This window comes from Nocardia sp. NPDC050406 (assembly GCF_044459025.1).
In the GTDB taxonomy this organism is placed as follows: Bacteria; Actinomycetota; Actinomycetes; order Mycobacteriales; family Mycobacteriaceae; genus Nocardia.
This window is the reverse complement of record NZ_JBITIM010000002.1, coordinates 379,940-402,830: the sequence shown is the minus strand read 5'-3', so window position 1 is coordinate 402,830 and position 22,891 is coordinate 379,940. Positions and strand designations below refer to the sequence as shown.

Annotated in this window: 4 protein-coding genes (1 of these 4 only partly in view); all 4 read right to left on the bottom strand. The window is 70.0% G+C overall.

What is annotated here, in order from left to right; all coding sequences use genetic code 11:
- Positions 1 to 123: 123 nt before the first annotated feature.
- Complete coding sequence (locus tag ACIBH2_RS15090) at positions 124 to 1,698, bottom strand: hypothetical protein (protein ID WP_397117650.1); 1,575 nt, start codon at positions 1,696 to 1,698, stop codon at positions 124 to 126.
- Positions 1,686 to 2,441 carry an ABC transporter ATP-binding protein gene (locus ACIBH2_RS15085; protein WP_397120759.1) on the bottom strand — a complete coding sequence of 252 codons (756 nt, stop codon included), beginning with the start codon at positions 2,439 to 2,441 and terminating at the stop codon, positions 1,686 to 1,688. Before ACIBH2_RS15085 ends, ACIBH2_RS15090 begins: the two co-directional genes overlap by 13 nt.
- 100 nt (positions 2,442 to 2,541) lie before the next feature.
- A complete protein-coding gene (locus ACIBH2_RS15080; protein ID WP_397117648.1) occupies positions 2,542 to 3,015 on the bottom strand; it encodes a nitroreductase family deazaflavin-dependent oxidoreductase in 474 nt (157 codons plus the stop codon).
- A gap of 108 nt (positions 3,016 to 3,123) precedes the next feature.
- Positions 3,124 to 22,891: the 3' portion of a non-ribosomal peptide synthase/polyketide synthase gene (locus ACIBH2_RS15075; protein ID WP_397117646.1), read on the bottom strand. The gene runs 24,290 nt beyond the window's last position; only the last 19,768 of its 44,058 coding nucleotides appear in the window; its start codon lies beyond the right edge, outside the window — the gene reads right to left on this strand; its stop codon occupies positions 3,124 to 3,126.

Here is a 22,891-nt window from a genome sequence, read left to right as displayed (position 1 = left end):
GGGCCCACTGCTGTCAGGATGCGCTGATTTCCTGCGGTTTTCGGCAGTAGTGCGCTACCCGAATTCCGCGGCGAGGGTGTGGCGGCGTGCGAGTAGCGCGCCGAAGGGCGCGCTCGTCGCAGGTCAGCGGGGTTTCACCTCGGCGAGTAGCTCCGGACCCCGGGTCTCCAGCCGCTTGGTCGCGAACCGGAGGCCGAGCAGTCCGGCGGCGAGGCCGAGCGCGATACCGACCGGCACGGACGACCAGAGGATCAGCGAATTGTCCTGTACCGCACCGATTCCCAGCAGGATCAAGACCGGCGCACAGAGCAGTAGCTGCCCCAGCCCGACCGCCAACTGCATGAGCACCTTGGCGCAGCCGGGAAAGCCGGAGGCCGCGAACGGGTTGCCGCCCTGCGGCGGCAGCGGAAACGGTGCGTAGAGGGACAGGACGATCACCGCGGCCGCGCCGACCCCCAGCAACACCGGCAGCGTGGCCAGCGCCCACGGGTACAGCTGGGTTTGCCCGAGCGCACCCGGCAGCACCACCACCGCGAGCAGCGCGATCGGCCCGACCAGCAGTAACCAGGCCAGCACTCGCCCACGCACGTCAGCGCGCGCCGCGCCCGGGGTGACGATGGTCTGCCAGACCGCGGTGCCGTCGAAGCCGTAGAGGTTGGTCGCCGACATGGCCGCCAGCCACACCACGAACGCGCCCGCGAACGGGATGATCTGGCTGCTGCCGTTCTGGATGGCGAGGAAGACCGGCAGCACGAAACCGATGAGCAGCAGCGGCAGCAGGGTGGCGCGGCGGCGACCGTCGCGCCACCAGGTGCGCAGTTCCTTGCCGAGCACCGCGCCCGTGGGCGTGACCGGCAGCACGCGGTCCAGCACTCCGGCGCGGCCGTCGGCGCGCACCTGTTCGGCGGGCGCGGGCGGGGTGGTGAGCCGTCGGCCCAGCAGCACGGCCCACGCCTCCCACAGCACCAGGCACAGCAGCGCGAGACCGAGCAGCGCCACCGCGGCGAGCAGCCACTGTCCTTGCGCGGCAGCCTCCACCGCGTATGGCGCCCACCCCGAGGGTGCCGCGCGCAGTGCCCTGGCCACACCTTGGGGAGCGTGCTCGAGCTCCGGCCCGAGGCGGCTGACCAACAGGTTCAGCGGGTAATAGAGCAAACCGAGCGAGGCGGCGAGCAGGACGCCGAGATCGCGCCCGCGCCGCGAGCGCATGGCCGCGCCGAGCCAGCCGGTCATGACGCGGGCGAGCAACACCACGAACGCGAGTTGCAGGACGACGCCGACCAGCGCGACCAGTGCCGGACCGAGGCCGTACTGCACCGCGAGGAAGAACAATCCACTGAAGGCGACCAGATTCACCAGCACCGCGATTCCGGCGAAGGAGGCGGCGGCCAGGCCGTAGGCGAGCTGCCGATTGCTCAGCGGCAGCAGCCGAAAGTGTTCGGGCTGGAGGGTTTCGTCGCTGCTGCCGGTGAGGATGGGTCCGCACAGCCAGCCCAGCGTCCACGCGGCGAAGAGCGTGGCGGCGATATTGGTCGAGCCGTAGAGATTGTGGTCGGTGCCCTTGGCGATGAGCGCCAGGGTGATGAGCGCCGCGGCGGTGCCGAAGAACACCCCGATCCAGAACCCGATGGCCACACGGCCGCTGCGCATCCCCCGCAGGGTGAGCCGCAACCGCATGCGGATCATTACGCCAACCACGACAGCCCCTCGTCTCCGCCCACGCGGCCGCCGACCAGGCGCACGAAGGCCTCCTCGAGCGTGCCCTCACCACGTACCTCGGCGATGGTTCCGCCCGCCACCACGCGACCGTGCGAGATGACCGCCACCTGATCGCAGAGGTTCTCCACCAGCGCCATGACATGGCTGGAGAGCACCACCGAACCCCCGGCCGCCACGAAGCGCTGGAGAATCGTGCGAATCGTGGAGGCGGACACCGGATCCACCGCCTCGAACGGTTCGTCCAGCACGAGCAGTTTCGGCGCGTGCAGCAGGGCGGTGGCGAGTCCGATCTTCTTGCGCATACCGGCGGAATAGTCCACCACCACGGTGTTCTCCGCACCGTCGAGCTCGAGCACCCGCAGTAGTTCGTCGGCCCGTTCCACCACAACGGATTTCGCCATTCCGCGCAGCAATCCGGTGTAGTTCAACAACTCTCGGCCGGTGAGTCGCTCCGGCAGGGACAGCCCGTCCGGCAGCACCCCGACCATGGTCTTGGCGCGCACCGGATCGGCCCACACCTCGGTCCCGAAGATGCGCGCTGCCCCGTGGTCGGGTCGCAGCAGCCCCACCGCCATGGACAGGGTGGTCGTCTTGCCCGCCCCGTTGGGTCCCACCAGTCCGAAGAACGACCCGGCTGGCACGGACAGGCTCACGCCCTCCACCACCCAGGGCCCGCCGAACTTCTTGTACAGCCCGTCGAGCTCCAGTGCCGCACGCCCCATCTCCACGGTTTCCCCTCTTCCGGGCGTAGGACAGGCACGCCCCTCGCATCACCCTACGATGCGCACCGCGCCGGAGTTCGACACCGACGCGTCCGTGGGCTCAAGTTCTGCGCAACTCGAAGATCCGGAACTTCCGGTGTCCCGACAATTCGTGCTCGATCTCGTACCCCGGCCAGTAGTCGACGGCGTGATCCCATGCCAGTTTCCATTCCACCCCGGTGATCTCGGCGACCGCCACCTGGAACCGCTCGTCGCGAATGTGCACCGTCGCGGCGTCGGCGGCGCGCAGGTTCGCCGACCAGGACGGGTGTTCGGGACTCCCCCAATTCGATCCGACCAACATGATCATGTCGCCGTCGGGCACATACAGCAGCGAGGTGGTTCGCGGGATGCCGCTCTTGCGACCGACCACCGTCAACTCCAACGACGGCAGTCCGGCGATATCCAGCACGCCGCGTCGCCCCTTGGTGATTCGCCGGACGCCTCGGTCCAGCTTCAGGATCGCTGCTTTGCGACGCATGACCCACGGCTTGGTGCCCAGCCGTCGGGCTATGCGCGGCAATACCTTTGCCATGAAGCCTCCGCACTCTGGGTTGGTTTGGCCTGAACGGTCGAAAATCTCACCGCGACGACGAAATTCGCCGTCCGACGCTGGTTTCCGACCGCTCAGGCCAATTCACGCTTACCCGTCGGAGCCCGACACAATCCTCACGTCCTCCCCGGCCACCTCGGTCGAGTCACCCGCCGTGGTGAACCAGTGGCTGACTTCGCCCTCGTGGAGGTCGGTTTCGACATCGTCACCCGGCAGCACCGAGAGCGCACCCGCCGTTGCCGCGGCGAGGAATTCGTCCTCGGCCGGTCGGCCGGTGGCCGCCGTCGTGTAGAGCGTCGACTCGTAATCGATCTCGTTGGCCTCGCGCAGTCGATCCGCCCGATCGAGGGCCTCGGTCTGGGTGAGGGTGACCCAGGCGCCGTCGGCCGCGCGGTGCACGAAGGCCGGGGTGTCCTCGGTGAGCGGGCGCACCCGGTCGGCGTAGGAGACCGGGTGGGTGGGGGCCGCCGCCAGGTCCGCCTGGACCTTGGGGTCGGTCGGCACCAGCCATCGCACCGATTTGGCCGCCGGTTCGCCGGTGATGCCGAAACCCGCTCCGGCGGCGAGGATATCGCCGAAGGACAGACTGTTCGCGAACAGCACCGCGGCACCGGCCTTGTGAATGGCCCAGGTGGCCACCACGCTGTCCACCGAGCGGGGCAGGGCATTGGCGACGATGTCGCCCGGGCCCGCGCCGCGGTCGATGAGCACTCGGGCCAACTGCGAGGAGCGGCGGTCGAGTTCGTGGTAGGCGATCTCCTGGCCGTCGACGAGCAGGGCCGGGGCCTGCGGGTCCTCTTCCACCACGGCGGCGAGGGCCTTGGCGACCGTGCGGTCGCCCAGGCGGTTCGCCTCGGGGCCGGAATCGACGGCGGCGACCGTGCTCTCGGCGAGCAGGCGGGCGCGTTCGGTGTCGTCGAGAATGTCGATATCGCCGACCAGCGCGTCGGTGTCGCCGAGCAGGGCGTCCAGCACGCGGTTCAGGCGCGCGGCGAGGGTGGTCACCTCGTCGGCGGTGAAACGGCTGGTCAGGTACCGCATGGCGATCTCGATGGTCTCCTCGGCCATCACCACCAGCGTCATCGGGTAGTGGGTGTTGTCGTTGACGCCGACGCCGTTCACCGACATGCCGTCGATGGAGCTGGCGGCGGCCACCGCGTCCTTGTCCATGGGGTAGGACTCGAACACCATGAGGGTGTCGAACTGGCTGCCCACCCCGGCCACGCGCTGGATGTCGGTGAGCCCGATGTAGTGGTGGTCGAGCAGGTCGGCCTGGTCACGCTGCACCCGCTCCAACATGGCCTCGACGGTGAGGCGGTCGTCGATGCGAATGCGCACGGGCAGGGTGTTGATGAACAGACCCACCATGGTCTCCACGCCCGGCAGGTCGGCGGGGCGGCCGGAGACCGTCGCGCCGAACACCACGTCGCCACGGCCGGTGAGCCTCCCGAGCAGGATGGCCCACGCCGTCTGCACGACCGTGTTCACCGTGACCCCGAGCTCCCCGGCGCGCTTGGTGAGCGCGCGGGTGCGGTCGGCGTCGATCTCGGTGACGTGGCGGCCGATCTCGAAGGTCTCCTCCGAACGCGCCTGCGGTGCGAGCACGGTCGGCTCGGAGACGCCGGAGAGCGCCTTGGTCCACGCCTGCAGCGATTCGTCACGGTCGCGACCGGCGAGCCAGCTCAGGAAGTTCCGGTAGGAGCTGACGCGCGGCAGCGCCGAGGTGTCGCCGCGCACGGCGTAGAGCACCAACAGGTCCTGCATGAGCAGCGGCATGGACCAGCCGTCCACCAGGATGTGGTGGGTGGTGATCACCAGGTGCGACTGTTCGGCCTCGGTGCGGAACAGGGTGAACCGCATGAGCGGCGGCGCGGCCAGGTCGAAGTGCGTGGCCCGGTCCTGCTCGATGAGCTCACGCATGCGCGGAACCCGTTGCGCCTCGGGCAGATCGGTGAGATCCACCTCGCGCCACGGCGCTTCGGCGCGGTCGAGCACCACCTGTACCGGCTTGCCGTCGTTGTCGGTGACGAACGCGGTGCGCAGGTTCGGGTAGCGGTCCACCACACCCTGCGCGGCCGCGTGCAGCCGCTCGACATCCACGGTGCCGCCCAGGTCGAGCACGGCCTGCATGGTGTAGACGTCCAGGGTCTGCTGGCTCTGGGCGATCATCGCCTGGAACAGCAGGCCGCCCTGCAGCGGCGACAGCGGCCACACGTCGGCCAGCGCCGGGTAGTTCCGCTCCCACACCTCGATATCGCCCTGGTCGATCTGGACCAGGTTCATATCGGACGGCGTGAAGCCACCGGCCTCGGGCCGCTTGGCGTGCTCGGCCAGCGCGGTCAGCGCCGCCACGAAGTGATCGGCGAACTCTTGGACCCGTTCCCGGCTCAACAGCCCCGTCGGGAAGGCGAAGGCCGCGCCCAGCTGCGGGCCGTCTTCGCCGTCGGTGACGATGGCGTTGATGTCGAGGGTGGCGTTGGCGGGCATGTCCAGGTCCATGTCCGCGTCCAGCTGCCCGAGGTCGCCCACCGGCACCCAGCCCAGCTCGGCGAGCTGTTCGGGCACCTCACCGGCGGAGACGCGGCCCAGGTAGTTGAAGCTGATCTGGCCGACATCGCGCAGCTGATCCCGGGTTTCGGGGTTCAGGTGCCGCAGCAGACCGAAGCCGAGACCCTTGTCGGGCACCGCCAGCAGCTGCTCCTTCACCGATTTCACGATGTCGCCCAGGGCTTTTCCGCCCTCGAACGCCTCGTTCAGATCGGCCGAGCCGACATCGAGGCGCACCGGGTAGGCGCTGGTGAACCAGCCGACCGTGCGCGAGAGATCCGCGCCCGCCACGACCTCTTCTTCGCGGCCGTGGCCCTCGAGCTTGATGAGCGTCGCCGAACCCGCACCGCGCCATCGGGATACGGCCATAGCCAGCGCGGAGAGCAGGCCGTCGTTCACGCCGCCCCGGTACAGGCCCGGAATGGCGGTGAGCACGGCATCGGTCACCTCGGCGGGGACGCTCACCTCGACCCGCTCGACGGTGGCGAAGGTGTCCACCGTCGGATCGAAGGCGCGCGAGCCGAGCAGCGGGTCGGGCGTATCGGTAACCCCTTGCCAGAACTCGAGTTCCGCCACCCGCTCGGGTGCGACGGCCGCGTCGACGAGGGCATGCGCCCAGCGCCGCATGGAGGTGCCGTTGGCGGGCAGCGACACCGGCTGTCCGAAGGCCAGCTGCGACCACGCCAGGGCGAAGTCCGGAATCAGAATGCGCCAGGACACGCCGTCGACCACGAAGTGGTGGGCGGCGAGCATGAGCACATCGCGGCGCTCGCCCTCGAAGGAGAACCAGACGAACTGAATCATGGCGGCATTGGCCGGATCCAGTCGTCCCAGCGCACCATCGAGTTCGGCACTGGCCGCCCGGGTCAGCTCCTCGTCGGAGATGTCGGCGGGCACCACGACGCGCTGCACGAGCGCGTCGACGTCGACGGCACCGCGCTCGAGCGCCTCGAAAGTCCAACCGTCCGTAGCGTTTCCGCGCAGGCGCGAACGCAGCACATCGTGGTGGTCGAAGACCGCCCCGATGGTGGCGACCAGGGTCTCCCGGTCGATGCCGTCCGGCAGGCGCAGTGCCATGGACTGCGAGAAGCGCTGGTAGCTCGAACCACTCGACAGAATGGCCGCCATGATCGGCGTCAGCGGGATCTCGCCGACCCCGCCGCCCGGCAGCTCCGCCAGCTTCACCTGTTCGGAATCACCGCCGCGCACCGCGATTTCGGCCAGACCGGCCACGCTGCGCTTCTCGAACACATCGCGCGGGCTGAACAGAATGCCGCGACCCTTGGCCCGCGAGACGAGCTGGATCGACAGGATCGAGTCGCCACCGAGCGCGAAGAAGGAGTCGTCGAGGCCGACCTGCTCCACGCCGAGCACCTCGGCGAACACAGCGGCGATCTCACCCTCCAGATCGCTGACGGGAGCCCGGAATTCGCGCGGGGCGAGTACGGGCTCGGGCAGCGCGCGCCGGTCGAGCTTGCCCGCACCGGTCAGCGGAATCTCGTCGATGACCGTGATGGCCGTCGGCACCATGTACTCCGGCAGCCGTGCGGCGGCGTGCTCGGTGAGCGCGGCGATATCGATCGACGCACCGGCCACCGGCTTCACGTAGGAGGCCAGGATGGTGGTTCCGGCCTCGGTCTTGTGGCCGAGGGTGACCGCGAAGTCCACGCTCTCGTACGCGGTGAGGGCCGCGTCGATCTCGCCGAGTTCGATCCGGAAACCGCGTACCTTCACCTGGAAGTCGTTGCGGCCCACGTACTCCACGACGGCCTGGCCCGCGGCGTCGCGACGCCAGCGCACCACGTCACCGGTGCGGTAGAGCCGGTCGCCCGGGGTCCCGAACGGATCGGCGACGAAGCGCTCGGCGGTCAGGCCCGGTCGCGCGTGGTAGCCGCGCGCCAGCTGCACACCGGCCACGTAGAGCTCTCCGGCGACGCCCTCGGGCACCGGGTGCAGGCGGGCGTCGAGCACCATGGCCCGCATACCGCGCACCGGACCACCGATGACGACGCGATCGCCCGCGCCGAGCGGATCGGAGATATTCGTGGCGATGGTCGCCTCGGTCGGGCCGTACGCGTTGTGGAAGCGTCGCGGGCCGCCGGGGTTGACCGACCACTTGGCCACCAGATCGGCCGAGACGGCCTCACCACCGGCGATGATCACTTCCATCCCCGCGAGATGCTTGGCGTCCAGCGAGGCGAGCACCGACGGGGTGATGAGGCCGACGCTCACGCGTTCGCGCTCGATGAGCTCACCGAGCTCCTCGCCGCCGTAGGTGCCCGGCGGCACCACCACGAGCGCACCGGCCGCGCCGAGCGCGAGCAGCAGCTCCAGGATGGAGGCGTCGAACGACGGGGACGCGAAATGCAGTGCCCGCGAACCGGAGTCGAGGCCGTAGCGCACGACCTGTTCCAGGCTGAAGTTGGCCAGACCCGCATGGGTGACCACGACGCCCTTGGGCATACCGGTGGTGCCGGAGGTGTAGATGACGTACGCGGCGTGCTCGGCCCGGATGGGGGCCCAGCGGTCCGCGTCGGTGACCGGGGCATCCGAGTAGCGCTGCGCCTCGGCCAGGACGGCGGGATCGCCGAGGGAGATCCAGCCCGCCAGGCTCTTGACCGGCGGCAGGTCACCCGCCTTGTCGGTCACCGTGAGGCCCAGTGCCGCACCGGAATCCGCGACCATGTGCGCGATGCGGTCGGCCGGGTAGGCCGGGTCGATCGGCACGAAGGCCGCACCCGATTTGGCCACCGCCCAGACCGCGAGCACCGATTCGATGGAGCGCGGAATGGCCACCGCGACCAGGACATCCGGCCCGGCGCCGCGCTCGATGAGCAGGCGCGCCAGACGCGAGGAGGCGGCGTCGAGTTCGGCGTAGGTGAGGCTGTCGCCGGAGAAGACGACCGCCTGGCCCTTCGGATTCGCCTGTGCCGCATCGCTCATGAGCTCGGCCAGGGTGGACGGTGCGATGGCGGCGCCACCGGTGCGGTTCACCAGGTCGGCGCGTTCGGTCTCCGCGAGCAGATCCACATCGCCGATCGGGCGGCTCGGGGCGGCGGTGAGCTGTTCGAGCAGGCGGGTGAACCGCTGCGCGAACACCTCGACGGTGCTGTCGTCGAACAGGTCACGCGCGAAGGAGAATTCGGCGTACATGCCCTCGGCTCCGGCCTCCCGAATGGTCAGCGAGAGATCGAATTTGGCGGTGTCGTTGTCGAATTCGACCGCGGCGACCCGCAGACCGGGCAGTTCGAAGCTGCTGTCGGGCAGGTTCTCGAACGACAGCACCACCTGGAACAGCGGATGCCGCGAGGTGGAGCGCTCGGGGTTGAGCAGTTCCACCAGGCGCTCGAACGGGATGTCCGCGTGCGCGAACGCCTGCAGGTCGGTGTCCTTGGTGCGGGCGAGCAGCTCGGTGAAGTCGGCCTGGCCGTCCACTCGGGTGCGCAGCACCAGGGTGTTGACGAACATGCCGATCACATCGTCGAGTTCGGCTTCGCCGCGACCGGCGATCGGGGTGCCGATCGCGATGTCGTCGGTGCCGGACAGTCGCGCCAGGAACACCGCGAGCGCGGTGTGCACGACCATGAACATGGTCGCGTTCTGCTCGCGGGCGATGCGCTGCAGGCCCTGGTGCAGGTCGGTGCCGATCGGGAACAGCACCCGGCCGCCGCGGAAGGACTGCGTGGTCGGGCGCGGGCGGTCGGCCGGGAGGTTCAGCTCGTCCGGCAGGTCGGCCAGCGCGGTGCGCCAGTAGTCGGCCTGCGCGGAGATGAGGCTGTTCGGGTCGTCCTCGGAGCCGAGGACCTCGCGCTGCCAGATGCTGAAGTCCGCGTACTGCACCGGCATCGGAGCCCAGCCCGGGGTGACACCGGCGGCGCGGGCGGCGTAGGCCACCATGACGTCGCGGGTGAGCGGGCCCATGGACCAGCCGTCGGCGCTGATGTGGTGGGCGACGAAGACGAGGACGTGCTCGACGGTCTCGGCGGGGCGGTGTGCGCCGTTGCCGAAGGTCGGCGCGTTCTCGCCGAGGGCGCGCAGCGTGGCGGCTTCGATGGCGTCGGCGGCGTCGAGGGCCAGGGCCTCGTGGGCCCCGAGTTCCTCGACGACGCGGACCCGGAACAGCTTGGCGCGCAACGGGACTTCGGTGGTCACGTCGAAGCCGGTCGAGATGACCGCGGCGATGCGGTCGCGGACCTCGGCGGCGGTCACCGTGATCGGAGTCAGATCGGGGACCGCCTGGGCGGCGGGGACGATCCGCTGCGTGGGCGCGCCGTCGAGCTGCGGGTAGATGGTGCGCAGGGTCTCGTGGCGGGAGATGACGTCGGCCACGGCCTGTTGCAGGGCGGCGGTGTCCAGGTCGCCGGTCAGGCGGACGGCGACGGGGATGTTGTAGGCCGCCGAGGCCGTGTCGAACTGGTTGAGGAACCACATGCGCTGCTGGGCCAGGGACAGCGGAATGTGCTCCGGGCGGGGCTGGGCGGTGAGGGGTTGGCGGCCTCCGGCTCCGGCGTGCTGTTCGACCTTGGCGGCGAGGCCGGAGACTGTCGAGGACTCGAAGAGGGTGCGGACGGGTACCCGGGCGTCGAGGGCCGCGCCAATTCTCGCTGCCACCTGGGTGGCGAGTAGGGAGTTGCCGCCGAGGGTGAAGAAGTCGTCGTCCGCGCCTACGCGGTCGACGCCGAGGACCTCGGTGAAGACGCCTGCCACGATCTCCTCGATGGGGGTCGAGGGGGCGCGGAAGGCGGTGGACTCGAACTCCGGTTCCGGGAGGGCCTTGCGGTCCAGCTTGCCGTTCACATTGAGCGGCAAGGCGTCGAGGACCACGAAAGCCGACGGGACCATGTACGACGGCAGGCTCGCCGCGAGGGCGGACTTCACCCGGGCGGTATCGATCTGCGACGCAACAGGGTTCGGTGCCGCGGGCTCTTGCTGCGCTTGCCCACCCTGCGCCCCTGGCGCAGACTGCCCAAGCGCCCCCGAAGCACCTGTCGCGGACTGCTCGAGCGCACCCGCATCACCTGCCGCAGACAGGTCGAGCGCACCCGCATTACCTGCCGCGGACTGCTCGAGCGCACCCGCAGCACCTGACGCGGGCTGGCCTTGCGCGCCGACCACGTATGCCACCAGGCGGTCGCCGGTGCGCTGGTCGGACTTTGCGATGACTGCCGCTTGGGCGATCTCGGGCAGGGCGAGGAGCGCTGCTTCGATTTCGCCGAGTTCGATGCGGAAGCCGCGGATCTTGACCTGGAAGTCAGTGCGGCCTCGGTAATCCAACTCGCCATTGACGGTCCAGGCGACCAGGTCGCCGGTGCGGTACATGCGCTCGCCGGGGGCGAAGGGGTTGGCTACGAAGCGGTCGGCGGTGAGGTCGGGGCGGCCGAAGTAGGCGCGGGCGAGTTGGGTGCCCGCGAGGTAGAGCTCGCCCGCGACGCCGTCGGGGACGGGGTGGAGGCGGGAGTCGAGGACGTAGACCTGGCTGTTCCATTCGGGCGCGCCGATGGAGACCGAGCCCTGGTCGGCGTCGGTGACCTCGTGGGTGGTGATGGACACCGCCGCTTCGGTGGGGCCGTACAGGTTGAACAGGGTCGCGCTCGGGTTGGCGGTGCGGAAGCGCTGGGCGACCGACGCCGGGAGCGCCTCGCCGATGGCGAGGACGCGGCGCAGCGACGGGGTCAGTGCGCCACCGGATTCGGTGAGCAGAGCGTCGAGCATGGACGGCACCACGTGCAGGGTGGTGACGGCCTCTCGGGCCATGAGCTCGTTGAGGTAGGCCGGATCGCGGTGCCCGTCGGGGGCGGCGATGACCAGGCGGCCACCGGAGACGGCCGCCGACCAGAACTCCCAGACCGACAGGTCGAAGGTCGCGGCGGTCTTCAGCAGCACCGCGTCATCGGCACCCAGGCCGAATTCGGCTGTCTTCCACTGCAACTGGTTCGCGATCGCCGCGTGCGGCAGCGCCACGCCCTTCGGGCGGCCCGTCGAACCCGACGTGAAGATGACATAGGCGGTATTGCTCGGCCGCAGCGGAGCGATCCGCTCGGCCGCGCTCACCGCGCCACCGCTCACGCCGGACAGGTCCAGCTCGTCCAGGGACACCAGCGGCGCGATATCGGTCGCGAATTCCGCTGCGGCATTGGTGATCACGCATACCGGCGCGGCGGTGTCCAGGATGTACCCGGTCCGCTCGGCGGGCTGATCCGGGTCGACCGGCACGTACGCGCCGCCCGCGACCGAGACCGCGTACATGGCGACCACCAGGTCGACCGAGCGGCGCAGCGCCAGCGCGACCCGCGCCTCCGAGCCGACGCCCACCGAGATCAGGTGGCGGGCAAGGCGGTTCACCCGCTGGCTCAGCTCGGCGTAGGTGAGCACCTCGCCGTCGGGGCCGATGAGGGCCACCGCGGTCGGCTTGGCCGCCACGGTCGCCGCCAGCATGGAGGCCAGCGTCGCGGTCGAATCCGTCTGGTGCGCGGTCGCATTGCGCTCGGACACCAGGGCGGTGCGCTCGACGGGTGCGAGCAGGTCGATATCGCCCACGGCGGTGTCCGGCGCGGCGATGATCTCCCCGAGCAGGCGCGTGAAGCGGTCCACGAAGCCCTGCACGGTGTCGTGCTCGAACATATCCGTGGCGTAGGTGAAGAAGCCCGAAACACCTTCCGGCGCACCGGTTTCGTCGTAGCGGTCGGTGGCGATGAGGTGCAGGTCGAACTGCGACAGCTCGGTGTCGATATCCAGGCCGGAGACGGTGAGGCCCGGCAGTTCCAGGCTGGACTGGGCCAGGTTCTGGAAGGACAGGCCGACCTGGAACAGCGGGTGCCGCGCGGTGGAGCGCACCGGGTTGAGCACCTCGACCAGGCGCTCGAACGGCACATCGGCATTGGCGAAGGCCTGGATGTCGATTTCGCGCTGGCGGCCGAGCAGTTCGGTGAACGGCTCGTCGGCCTCGACCTGGGTGCGGAACACCAAGGTGTTCACGAACATACCGATGAGGTCGTCGAGGACGGCCTCGCCGCGACCGGCCATCGGGGTGCCGATGGCGATGTCGTCGGTGCCCGACAGCCGCGCCAGCAGCACCGCCAGCGCGGTGTGCACGACCATGAACAGCGTCGCGCCCTCGGCGCGGGCGAGATCGATGAGCGCCCGGTGCGTTTCGGCATCGAGGTGCAGCTCGACCCGGCCGCCGTGGAAGGACTGCACGGCCGGACGCGGACGGTCCGACGGCAGGTCCAGCTGGTCGGGCAGCCCCGCCAGGGCCTGCTTCCAGTACGCGACCTGTTTGGCCGCGAGCGATTCCGCGTCGTCCTCGCTGCCGAGCAGCTCACGCTGCCAGATGCTGTAGTCCGCGTACTGCACCGCCAGCGGCGACCACGCGGGCTCGTAGCCCATCGAGCGCGCCGCGTAGGCGGTCATGAGGTCGCGGGTCAGCGGCGCGACCGAGGAGCCGTCACCGGAGATGTGGTGAATCACCAGGGCGAGCACGTATTCGCCGTCGGCGATCTCGAACAGCGCGACCCGCACCGGCACCTGGGTGGTGACGTCGAAGATGGTGGAGGTCAGCTCCACCACGGCGGCGGCCACATCCTCGAGTTCGACCGAGCGCACCTCGAGCTCCGGCACCGCCTGCGCGGGCGGCAGGATGACCTGCACCGGTCCCTGCTCGGTCTGCGGGTAGATGGTGCGCAGAATCTCGTGGCGCGCCACCACATCCGCGACGGCCGAGCGCAGCGCGTCGATATCCAGCTGCCCGGACAGCCGCACCGCGACGGGCACGTTGTAGGCCGCCGACGAGGTGTCGAAGCGGTTGAGGAACCACATGCGCTGCTGGGCCAGCGACAGCGGAATGTGCTCGGGCCGCGGCTGTGCCTTCAGCGCCTTGCGGTCACCGGTTCCGGCATTGTGCTCCACCCGCGCCGCGAGCGCGGCGACGGTGGACGCCTCGAACAGCAGGCGCACCGGCACCCGGGTGTTGAGCGCCTCGCCGAGGCGCGCCGCGACCTGCGTGGCGAGCAGCGAGTTGCCGCCCCACGCGAAGAAGTCGTCGTCGAGACCGATGCGTCCGGTGCCCTCCACGCGCAGCACGTCGGCGAAGACGCCCGCCACGATCTGCTCGATCGGGGTGACGGGTGCGCGGAAGACCGCCTTCTCGAAGGTCGGCTCCGGCAGCGCCTTGCGGTCGAGCTTGCCATTGGCATTGAGCGGCAAGGTGTCCAGCCGCACGAACAGCGACGGCACCATGTACGACGGCAGCTCCGCCGACAGCGCGGCCTGGAGCGCCCGCTTGTCGAGATCGCCGTCGGCGCCGACGACATAGGCCACCAGGCGATCACCCAGGCTCGGATCCTGGTGCGCCACAACGGCGGCCGACGCGACGGCGTCCTGACGCAGCAGCGCCGCCTCGATATCGCCGAGCTCGATGCGGAAGCCGCGGATCTTCACCTGGAAGTCGGTGCGGCCCCGGTACTCCAGCTCCCCGGCGGCGGTCCAGGCCACCAGGTCGCCGGTGCGGTACATGCGAGAACCGTTGTCCTCGAACGGATTCGCCACGAACCGGTCGGCGGTCAGGTCGGCGCGGCCGAAGTAGCCGCGCGCCAGCTGATCACCGGCGAGGTAGAGCTCACCGGAGACGCCGGTCGGCACCGGCCGCAGTCGCGCGTCGAGCACGTAGACCCGGCTGTTCCACTCCGGCGAACCGATGGAGACCGAGACCTCGTCGGCGTCGGTGACGCGGTGGCTGGTGATGGACACCGCGGCCTCGGTCGGACCGTAGAGGTTGAACAGTTCGGTGCGCGGCCGCTCGCGGCGCATGCGCTGGGCCAGCGGGCCGGGCAGCGCCTCGCCGATGGCCAGCACCCGCCACAGCGAATCCGGCAGTCCGTCGGTGAGCAGCGCGTCCAGCATGGACGGCACCACGTGCAGGGTGGTGACCCACTCCCGCGCCATGAGCTCGTTCAGGTACGCCGGATCCTTGTGCCCGTCGGGCAGCGCGATGACCAGGCGGCCACCGCACGCGGCGGCCGACCAGAACTCCCAGACCGACAGGTCGAAGGTGGCGGCGGTCTTGAGCAGCACCGCATCGGCCGGATCGAGGCCGAATTCGGTGTTCTTCCACAGCAACTGGTTGACGACGGCGCCGTGCGGCACCGCGACGCCCTTGGGCCGGCCGGTCGAACCGGAGGTGAAGATGACGTAGGCGGTGTTGGCCGCGGTCAGCTCCCGCACCCGCTCGGTCGGCGCGATCGGCCCGGCCGCGTAGCCGGACAGGTCGATCTCGTCGATGCGCAGCACCTCGGCCAGCTCGGTGGCGAAACCGTCACGGCCCGTGGTGAGTACGGCCGCGGGCGCGGCGGTCTCGAGGATGTAGCCGGTGCGCTCGGCGGGCTGGTCCGGGTCGATCGGCACGTAGGCGGCACCGGTCTTGGCCACCGCGTACATGGCCACGACGAGGTCCACGGAACGCCGAATGGCCAGGGCCACCCGGTCTTCGGTGCCGATCCCGCGTTCGATGAGGTGGCGGGCCAGGCGGTTGACGCGCGCGTCGAGCTCACCGTAGGACAGCGTGACGCTGCCCTCAGGGGTGTCGGCGACGATGGCGTCGGACTTGGGGTCCGCGGCCACCGAGGCGTCGAGCAGCGAGACCAGCGTGGCCGCGCGGTCCACCGGATGCGCGGTGTCGTTCCACGCCTTCAGGATCAGCTCGTGCTCGGTCTCGTCGAGCAGGTCGATCTCCCCGACCGGCTCGGCCGCGTCGGCCAGCACCGCGTCGAGCACCCGCACGAACCGGTCGGCGAAGGCCCGAATGGTGCTCTCGTCGAAAAGATCGGTGGCGTAACCGAATTCGGTGAGAATCTCGGCCGGGGTGCCGTCCTCGGCGTACCGGTCGTAGAGCGTCACGTGCAGATCGGTCTTGGCCAGCTGCGATTCGAACTGCACCGGTGCCACGTGCAGGCCGGGCAGCTGGAAGCTGGTCTCGGCCAGGTTCTGGAAGGACAGGCCGACCTGGAACAGCGGGTTGCGCGCGGTGGAGCGCACCGGGTTGAGCACCTCGACGAGCCGCTCGAAGGGCACATCGGCATTGGCGAAGGCCTCGAGGTCGCGTTCGCGCACCTCGGCGAGCAGATCGGCGAAGGTCGCGCCCGCGTCCACCTTGGTGCGGAACACCAGGGTATTGACGAACATGCCGATGAGGTCGTCGAGTTCGCGTTCACCGCGGCCCGCGATCGGGGTGCCGACCGCGATGTCGTCGGTGCCGGACAGGCGCGAGAGCAGCACCGCCAGCGCGGCGTGCACGACCATGAACAGCGACGCGTTGTTGGCGCGGGCGAGTTCGTGCAGGCGGGCGTGGCGCTCGGGATCGATATCGAAGCGCAGCGCCTTGCCGTGGAACGACTGCGCGGGCGGGCGCGGCCGGTCGGTCGGCAGCTCCAGCTGATCGGGCAGGTCCGCGAGGGTCTTGGACCAGTAGGAGACCTGCTGGGCGGCAAGCGATTCCGGATCCTGCTCGTCACCGAGCACCTCACGCTGCCACAGCGCGTAGTCGGCGTACTGCACCGGCAGCGCCGCCCACTGCGGGGCGTCGCCCTCGACGCGGGCCATGTAGGCGGCCATCACATCGCGCGCCAGCGGGCCCATGGAGGAGCCGTCGGCGGAGACGTGGTGGACGGTGAAGGCCAGCACATGCTCTTCGACCGGGCTGTCGGTGATGCGGAACAGGCGCACCGCGATGGGCACCTCGACGGTGACATCGAAGGTGGTCATGGCGAATTCGACGATCTTGCCCAGCAGGCCCTCCTCGCGCACGCCCTCGGGGACGAGCATGAGGTCGGTCTGTGAGGCGGGCAGGATCACCTGCGACGGGCCGTCGTTGCCGCCCGGGTAGATGGTGCGCAGCACCTCGTGGCGGGCGATGACATCGCCGATGGCCTCTTCCAGCGCGGTCAGCTCCAGCGTGCCGGTGAGCCGCACGGCCAGCGGGATGTTGTCGACGGCCGAGGTGCTGGTGTCGAACTGGTTGAGGAACCAGTAGCGCTGCTGCGCCGGGGAGAGCGGAATCTGTTCCGGCCGTTCACCGGCGACCAGGCGCGGACGGCGACCGGATCCGGCGTTGCGCTCCACCCGGGCGGCCAGCGCCGCGACGGTGGAGGCCTCGAACAGATCGCGCACGGCCAGCTGGGTGTCCAGGGCCGCGCCGAGGCGGGCGGTGACCTGGGTGGCGATGAGCGAGTTGCCGCCGAGTTCGAAGAAGTCGTCGTCGACGCCGACGCGGCCGACGCCGAGGACATCGGAGAAGATGCCCGCGACGATCTCCTCGATCGGAGTGGAGGCGGCGCGGAACACCTTGGCCTCGAAGACCGGTGCGGGCAGCGCCTTGCGGTCCAGCTTGCCGGAGGCGTTGAGCGGGAAGGCATCCAGCACCACGTAGGCGGCCGGAACCATGTAGCCCGGCAGCTCCTCGGCCAGGGCCGCGCGCACCTCGTCGGTGTCCACGCTGTGGCCCGCCGCCGGGATCACGTAGCCGACGAGCTGATCGCCGAGGCGGTCGTCGTGGCGCACCACGACCACCGACTGCGCGATGGCGTCCAGTGCCACCAGCGCGGATTCGATCTCGCCGAGTTCGATGCGCAGACCGCGCAGCTTGACCTGGAAGTCGGTGCGGCCCAGGTACTCCAGCTCACCGTTCGAGGTCCACTTGACGAGGTCGCCGGTGCGGTACATGCGCTCGCCGTCGCCGAACGGATCGGCGACGAAGCGATCCGCCGTCAGATCCGGGCGCCCGACATAGCCGCGCGCCAGCTGCACGCCCGCGAGGTAGAGCTCACCCGCGACGCCCGCCGGAACCGGGTGCAGGCGCGAATCCAGCACGTGCACACGGGTGTTGAAGACCGGAGCGCCGATCGGCACGGTCACGGTGTCGGCATCGACCACCTCGTGGAAGGTGACGTCGACGGCGGCCTCGGTGGGGCCGTACAGGTTGTGCACCCGCGCGCCGGTGAGTTCGCGCAACTTCTGCGCGGTCGGGGCGGGCAGTGCCTCGCCGGAGGCGAAAACCTGTCGCAGGCTGACGCATTCGGCGGCGCGTTCCTCGGCGACGAACACCGACATCATGGACGGCACGAAGTGCGCGGTGGTGACGCGCTGCTCGGTGATGAGCTCGGCCAGGTAGGCCGGGTCGCGGTGGCCGTCCGGCTTGGCGATGACCAGCGTCGCGCCGATCTGCAAGGGCCAGAAGAACTCCCAGACCGACACGTCGAAGGTGGCGGGGGTCTTCTGCAACACCACGTCGTCGGCGGTGAGGCCGTAGGCGGACTGCATCCACACCAGGCGGTTGACGATGGCCTCGTGGCTCACCGCCACGCCCTTCGGGCGGCCGGTCGAGCCGGAGGTGAAGATGACGTACGCGGTGTGAGAGGGCCGCAGCGGCACAAGGCGTTCCGCATCGGCGACCGGCGCGGCGTCGTAGCCCGACAGGTCGAGGCGGTCGATCTCGAGGGCGGCGAAGGCCCCGGACTCGAAATCATCGCGCGAGGTGGTGAGCACGCACACCGGCTGCGCCGTCTCGAGGACGTAGTGAGTGCGCTCGGCCGGGTGATCCGGGTCCAGCGGCACGTACGCGCCACCGGCCACCGTCACGGCGTACATGCCGACGACCAGGTCGAAGGAGCGGCGCATGCCCAGGGCCACCAGGGAATCCGGGCCCACGCCCTGTGCGATGAGGTGGCGGGCCAGGCGGTTCACCCGGGCGGTGAACTCGGAATACGACAGCGTCGCGTAGCGACTCGATGAGGGGTGGTGGTCGGGCGACGGGTGGGCCAGGGCTGTCCCCTCGAACACGAGGGCCGGGGCATCGGTGCTGGTCACCGCCTCGAACATCGACACCAGGGTGGCGGTCGGATCCACCGGCGCGGCGGTGGCATTCCACGCGTCGAGGACCAACGCCCGCTCGGATTCGTCGAGCATGTCGATATCGCCGACCACGGCGGTCGGATCCGCGACCACCGCGGTGAGCATCCGCACCAGTCGATCCGCGATATCGGCGACGGTGTCGGTCTCGAACATGTCGGTGGCGAAGGCGAATTCGCCGTCCATGCCCTCGGCCACGCCATCCGCGCCGAGGCGCTCGGTGAGGTTGAGGTGCAGGTCGAATTTGGCGGTCACCACGTCCAGGGGCACGCCCGCGACTTCCAGGCCCTGGAGCGAGAAGGTGGCCTCGCCGGTGTTCTGGAACGAGAGCATGACCTGGAACAGCGGGTGCCGGGCCTGTGAACGCGGCGGGTTGAGGATCTCCACCAGTCGCTCGAACGGCAGGTCGGCGTGGCCGAAGGCGGCCAGGTCGGAATCCTTGGTGCGGGCCAGCAGGCCGGTGAAGGGCTCGCCGGTGTCGATACCCGTGCGCAGCACCAGGGTGTTGACGAACATGCCGATGGCATCGTCGAGCGCGGCTTCACCGCGGCCCGCGACGGCGGTGCCGATGGCGATGTCGTCGGAGCCGGACAGGCGCGCGAGCAGGGCCGCGAAGGCCGCGTGCACGACCATGAAGAGGCTGGCCCCGTGTTCACGCGACAGCCGGTTGAGGCCGTCGAGCAGGTCGGCGTCGATCGAGAATTCGTGCACGCCACCGCGGTTGGAGGCCACGGCCGGGCGCGGACGATCCGACGGCAGGTCGATCTGGTCCGGCAGTCCGGCGAGGGTCTCGGACCAGTAGGCGACCTGCTGCGAGATGAGCGAGTCGGCGTCGTCCTCGGAGCCGAGCACGCCGCGCTGCCAGAGCGCGAAGTCGGCGTACTGCACCGGCAGCGGAGCCCAGCCCGGAGCGGCGTCGTTGGCGCGGGCGGCGTAGGCGACCATCACGTCGCGCGCCAGCGGTCGCACCGACCAGCCGTCGCCGGAGATGTGGTGCACCACGAAAACCAGTACGTGCGTGGGCTCTTCGGCATCGACGATGCGGAAGAGCTTGGCGCGCACCGGGACTTCGTTGGTGACGTCGAAGCCGGTGAGCACCAGTTCGCCGATGGCGGCGGCGATATCGGCCTCGGCGATCTCGACCGGACCGACCTCCGGAATGCGGTGGCCGACGGGCAGGATCACCTGCACGCCACGGCCGTTCGCGGTGGACGGGTAGTAGGTGCGCAGCACCTCGTGCCGGTCCACCACGTCGCCGACGGCGGCCAGCAGGGCGTCGGTGTCCAGGTCGCCGGAGAGCCGGACGGCCATCGGGATGTTGTTGACCGCGGAGGCGGCGTCGAAGCGGTTGAGGAACCACATGCGCTGCTGCGCCAGCGAGAGCGGGATCTCGGCGGGGCGCTCACCGGCCACCAGGGCCGGGCGGCTGCCGGTGCGGGTCTCGCCCGCCAGGCGGGCGGCCAGGGCGGCGACGGTGGGGGCCTCGAACAGCACGCGCACCGGGATACGGGTGTCGAGGGCCGCGCCGAGACGGGCCGCGACCTGGGTGGCGATGAGGGAGTTGCCGCCGAGGTCGAAGAAGTCGTCGTCGATGCCGATGGGCTGGTCGGTGCCGAGGACCTCGGCGAAGACCGAGGCGACGGTCTCCTCGATCGGGGTCGCGGGGGCGCGGAATTCGCGGGCCTCGAACTCGGGTTCGGGGAGGGCCTTGCGGTCGAGTTTGCCGTTCGGGTTGAGCGGCATGGAGTCCAGGACCACGAAGGCCGACGGAACCATGTACGACGGGAGGGCCGCCGAGAGGGTGTCCTTCAGGTTCGCGATATCGACGAGTTGCTGCGCCGTCGGGACGACGTAGGCGACCAGGCGGTCACCCGTATGAGCGTCGGAGCGCATCACGACCACGGCTTGGGCCACGGAATCGTGTGCGGTGAGGGCGGATTCGATTTCGCCGAGTTCGATGCGCAGGCCGCGGAGTTTGACCTGGAAGTCGGTGCGGCCGAGGTAGACCAACTGGCCTTCGTCGGTCCACTTGACCAGGTCGCCGGTGCGGTACATGCGTTCGCCGGTGGCGAAGGGGTTGGCTACGAAGCGGTCCGCGGTGAGGTCGGCGCGGCCGACGTAGCCGCGGGCGACCTGGGCTCCCGCGAGGTAGAGCTCACCCGCGACGCCGGGGGCGACGGGGTGCAGGCGCGCATCCAGCACGTAGGTCTGGGCATTCCAGACCGGTGCGCCGATAGGCACGGCACCGGCGACATCGTCCTCGGCCGCCGCGTAGGTGGCGTGGACGGTGAATTCGGTGGGGCCGTAGAGGTTGTGCAGTTCGGCGCCGTTGATGGCGCGGTATGCCTCGACCGCGTCGGCGGTGAACGCCTCACCGGCGATGAGCAGGGTGCGCAGCGAGGTGAGCGCCGCCGGGTCCGCGCTGCCCGCGAAGACGGTCAGCATGGACGGCACGAACGAGGTCATGGTGACGCGTTCGGCGGCGATGACCTCCGCGAGGTACTGCGGGTCGCGGTGGCCGTCCGGGGTGGCGACGACCATGCGGCCACCGGTGGCCAAGGGGCCGAACAGTTCCCACACCGACACGTCGAAGGTGGCGGGCGTCTTGAACAGCACCACATCGTCGGCGTTCAGGCCGTATTCGGTGGTGATCCACCGGATCTGGTTCACCGCGGCCCGGTGCGGCACGGCGACGCCCTTCGGACGGCCGGTCGAACCCGAGGTGAAGATGACGTAGGCGGTGTTCGAAGGCCGCAGCGGCGCACGGCGTTCCGCGTCGGCGACCGGCGTGGCGGCGAGACCGTCGAGCTCGAGCGTATCGATGGCGACGGTCGGGAATTCGCTCTCGTAACCGTCGCGGCTCGTGGTCAGCACGACCGCGGGCTGCGCCACCTCGAGCACGTAGTCGAGGCGCTCGGCGGGCTGGTCGAGATCCAGCGGCACGTACGCGCCACCCGCCTCGAGCACCGCGTACATGGCCACGACCAGATCGGTGGAGCGGCGAATGGCCAAGGCCACCAACGACTCCGGGCCGACGCCCTGCGCGATGAGGTGGCGGGCCAGGCGGTGCACGCGCTCGCCGAACGCGGCGTAGGACAGAGCTGTCCCCTCGGACACCACGGCAATCGCGTCGGCGCTGGTCACAGCCTGAGCCTGGAACAGCGACACCAGCGTGTCGGCCGCACCGTCGGGCAGTCCGGCGGCCACGTCCACGGCGGTGGCGTTCCAGTCGGTGACCACCAGTCGGCGCTCGTCGGCGGCCAGCAGGTCGATATCGCCCAGCGCCCGATTCGGCTCGGCGACAAGGGCCTTCAGCAGTCGCGCGAAGCGCTCCCCGAACTCGACCATGGTCTCGGCGTCGAAGAGGTCGGTGGCGTAGATGAGCTCGGCCGCGATACCGGACGGCGCGGTCGACCCGTTGCCGGAGGCGTGCGCCACGGCGCTCTCCTCCGACAGCACGACCTGCAGATCGAACTTGGCCGTATCGATCGGCAGCTCCACACCGCTGGCGGTCAGCCCCGGCAGCTCCAGCTCGGCCGGTCCGGTGTTCTGGAACGACAGCATGACCTGGAACAGCGGATGCCGCGCCTGCGAACGCGCCGGGTTGAGAATCTCCACCAGCCGCTCGAACGGCAGATCGGCGTGCCCGAACGCCTGAATATCGGTGGTGCGCACCGCCTCCAGCAGTTCGGTGAAGGACTTCTCGCCGTCGACCGGCGTCCGCAGCACCAGGGTGTTGACGAACATGCCGATGAGGTCGTCGAGCGCGCGCTCGCCACGACCCGCGACGGGCGTACCGATGGCGATGTCCTCTTCACCGGACAGGCGCGCGAGCAGCACCGCCAGCGCCGCGTGCGCCACCATGAACAGCGTCGCCCCGTTGGCGCGGGCCAATTCGACCAGGCGCGCGTGGGTTTCGCCGTCGATCTGGAAGGCGTGGGTCGCGCCGCGCCCGGAGGCGACGGCGGGACGCGGCCGGTCCGAGGGCAGGTCCAACTGCTCCGGCAGCCCGCGCAGCGTCTCGCCCCAGTACGAGATCTGCTGCGAGATAATGGAGTTCGCGTCGTCCTCGCGGCCGAGCACCTCGCGCTGCCAGAGCGCGAAGTCGGCGTACTGCACCTCCAGCGGCTGCCAGGCGGGTTCGCCGCCCTCGACGCGGGCGCTGTAGGCGGTCATGACATCCCGGGTGAGCGGGAGCATGGAGACGCCGTCACCGGAGATGTGGTGCACCACCAGGGCCAGCACGTGTTCGGTCGGGGTGATCTCGAACAGACGGGCGCGGAACGGCACCTCGACGGTGACGTCGAACCCGCGCAGCACCAGATCCGAGAGCGCCTGCGGCAGTTCGGCTTCGGTGACGTCCACCGGGGTCAGATCCGGAATGACCTGGCCGGTGGGCACGATCTGCTGGTAC